Below are 3,172 nucleotides of genomic sequence, written 5' to 3' on the forward strand. Positions count from 1 at the left end.
TGTGGGTGTTGTTGGTAAGTCCTCGGCCGATTAGTACCAGTCACCTGAACACATTGCTGTGCGTACAGTTCTGGCCTATCAACCCCATGGTCTGTAGGGGGCCTTAACCCCGCAAAAGGGGGTGAGAAACCTCATCTTGGAACAGGCTTCCCGCTTAGATGCTTTCAGCGGTTATCCCTTCCGAACGTAGCTAACCAGCAGTGCCCCTGGCGGGACAACTGGCACACCAGAGGTTCGTCCGTCCCGGTCCTCTCGTACTAGGGACAGGTTTCCTCAAGTTTCTTACGCGCGCGGCGGATAGAGACCGAACTGTCTCACGACGTTCTAAACCCAGCTCGCGTGCCGCTTTAATGGGCGAACAGCCCAACCCTTGGGACCTACTCCAGCCCCAGGATGCGACGAGCCGACATCGAGGTGCCAAACCATCCCGTCGATATGGACTCTTGGGGAAGATCAGCCTGTTATCCCCGGGGTACCTTTTATCCGTTGAGCGACACCGCTTCCACTTGCCGGTGCCGGATCACTAGTCCCGACTTTCGTCCCTGCTCGACATGTACGTCTCACAGTCAAGCTCCCTTGTGCACTTACACTCAACACCTGATTGCCAACCAGGCTGAGGGAACCTTTGGGCGCCTCCGTTACTTTTTAGGAGGCAACCGCCCCAGTTAAACTACCCACCAGGCACTGTCCCTGAACCCGATCAGGGTCCGAGGTTAGAAGTCCAATACGATCAGAGTGGTATTTCAACAACGACTCCATGAACACTGGCGTGCCCACTTCACAGTCTCCCACCTATCCTACACAAACCGAACCGAACACCAATACCAAGCTATAGTGAAGGTCCCGGGGTCTTTTCGTCCTGCCGCGCGTAACGAGCATCTTTACTCGTACTGCAATTTCGCCGAGTCTGTGGTTGAGACAGCAGAGAAGTCGTTACGCCATTCGTGCAGGTCGGAACTTACCCGACAAGGAATTTCGCTACCTTAGGATGGTTATAGTTACCACCGCCGTTTACTGGGGCTTAAATTCTCAGCTTCGCCACCCAAAGGTGACTAACCGGTCCTCTTAACCTTCCAGCACCGGGCAGGCGTCAGTCCGTATACATCGTCTTACGACTTCGCACGGACCTGTGTTTTTAGTAAACAGTCGCTTCTCTCTGGTCTCTGCGACCCACACCCGCTCAGAGAGTAAATCTCGTCACCGGTCTGGGTCCCCCTTCTCCCGAAGTTACGGGGGCATTTTGCCGAGTTCCTTAACCACAGTTCTCTCGATCGCCTTAGTATTCTCTACCTGACCACCTGTGTTGGTTTGGGGTACGGGCCGTGTACCAACTCACTAGAGGCTTTTCTCGGCAGCATAGGATCATGGAATTCGCCGCAACGGCTACGCATCACCTCTCAGGCTATATGTGTTCCGGATTTGCCTAGAACACGCCCTACAGGCTTACACCAGTACAACCACTGACTGGCCCCACTACCTTCCTGCGTCACCCCATCGCTTGCCTACTACCAGCCAAGGTCCCATGCATCACCCCACCCGGCACCCGAAGGTGCTCCTGGGGGATCTGGATGGTTAGTACAACTGATTCAGCATGGGCGCGGATACACGGGTACGGGAATATCAACCCGTTGTCCATCGACTACGCCTGTCGGCCTCGCCTTAGGTCCCGACTCACCCTGGGCGGATTAGCCTGGCCCAGGAACCCTTGGTCATTCGGCGGAAGAGTTTCTCACTCTTCTTTCGCTACTCATGCCTGCATTCTCACTCCCACACCCTCCACCACTAGATCACTCTGTGGCTTCCACGGATGCAGGACGCTCCCCTACCCACCCACACACCTGGTTGACACTCCGTAGAACATCAACGGGCTAACGTGTGAGTGCCGCGGCTTCGGCGGTGTACTTGAGCCCCGCTACATTGTCGGCGCAGGATCACTTGACCAGTGAGCTATTACGCACTCTTTCAAGGGTGGCTGCTTCTAAGCCAACCTCCTGGTTGTCTTCGCGACCCCACATCCTTTTCCACTTAGTACACGCTTAGGGGCCTTAGCCGGCGATCTGGGCTGTTTCCCTCTCGACTACGAACCTTATCGCCCGCAGTCTCACTGCCACACTCTCACTTACCGGCATTCGGAGTTTGGCTGACGTCAGTAACCCTGTGGGGCCCATCGGCCATCCAGTAGCTCTACCTCCGGTAAGAAACATGTGACGCTGCACCTAAATGCATTTCGGGGAGAACCAGCTATCACGGAGTTTGATTGGCCTTTCACCCCTACCCACAACTCATCCCCTCCATTTTCAACTGAAGTGGGTTCGGGCCTCCACGACGTCTTACCGTCGCTTCACCCTGGCCATGGGTAGATCACTCCGCTTCGGGTCTAGACCCGGCGACTCTTTCGCCCTATTCAGACTCGCTTTCGCTACGGCTACCCCACACGGGTTAACCTCGCCACCGAGCACTAACTCGCAGGCTCATTCTTCAAAAGGCACGCCATCACCCACCCTCCGAAGAGGCACAGGCTTTGACGGATTGTAAGCGTCCGGTTTCAGGTACTATTTCACTCCCCTCCCGGGGTACTTTTCACCTTTCCCTCACGGTACTTGTCCGCTATCGGTCACCAGGAAGTATTCAGGCTTACCGGGTGGTCCCGGCAGATTCACAGCAGATTCCACGAGCCCGCTGCTACTTGGGCACCCATCACGCAAGACCATGTGTTTTCAGCTACCGGACTCTCACCGTCTACGGCAGACCATTCCAGGCCACTTCACCTAACACACGATTTTCTGACTCACGCTTCCACAGGTAGATGGAAGAAGATGAACCCCACAACACCACACACACAACCCCTACCCGGTATCACATGCGCATGGTTTAGCCTCATCCGCTTTCGCTCGCCACTACTCACGGAATCACTTTTGTTTTCTCTTCCTATGGGTACTGAGATGTTTCACTTCCCCACGTTCCCTCCACACCCCCTATACATTCAGAGGTGGGTAACACGACATCACTCGTGCTGGGTTTCCCCATTCGGACACCCTCGGATCACAGCTCGTTTGACAACTCCCCGAGGACTATCGCGGCCTACCACGTCCTTCATCGGCTCCTGGTACCAAGGCATCCACCGAACGCCCTTACACACTTACAACAACACCTACAAACCACCCCCACACCA

1 rRNA gene is annotated in these 3,172 nt (G+C 55.4%); it reads right to left on the reverse strand.

Annotation, left to right across the window (positions count from 1 at the left end):
- Positions 1–10: 10 nt before the first annotated feature.
- Positions 11–3,145: ribosomal RNA gene (locus BJF87_RS21665) — 23S ribosomal RNA — on the reverse strand.
- Positions 3,146–3,172 lie beyond the last annotated feature (27 nt).

The sequence above is a fragment of the Gordonia sp. CNJ-863 genome (assembly GCF_001942325.1).
Lineage (GTDB): Bacteria > Actinomycetota > Actinomycetes > Mycobacteriales > Mycobacteriaceae > Gordonia > Gordonia alkanivorans.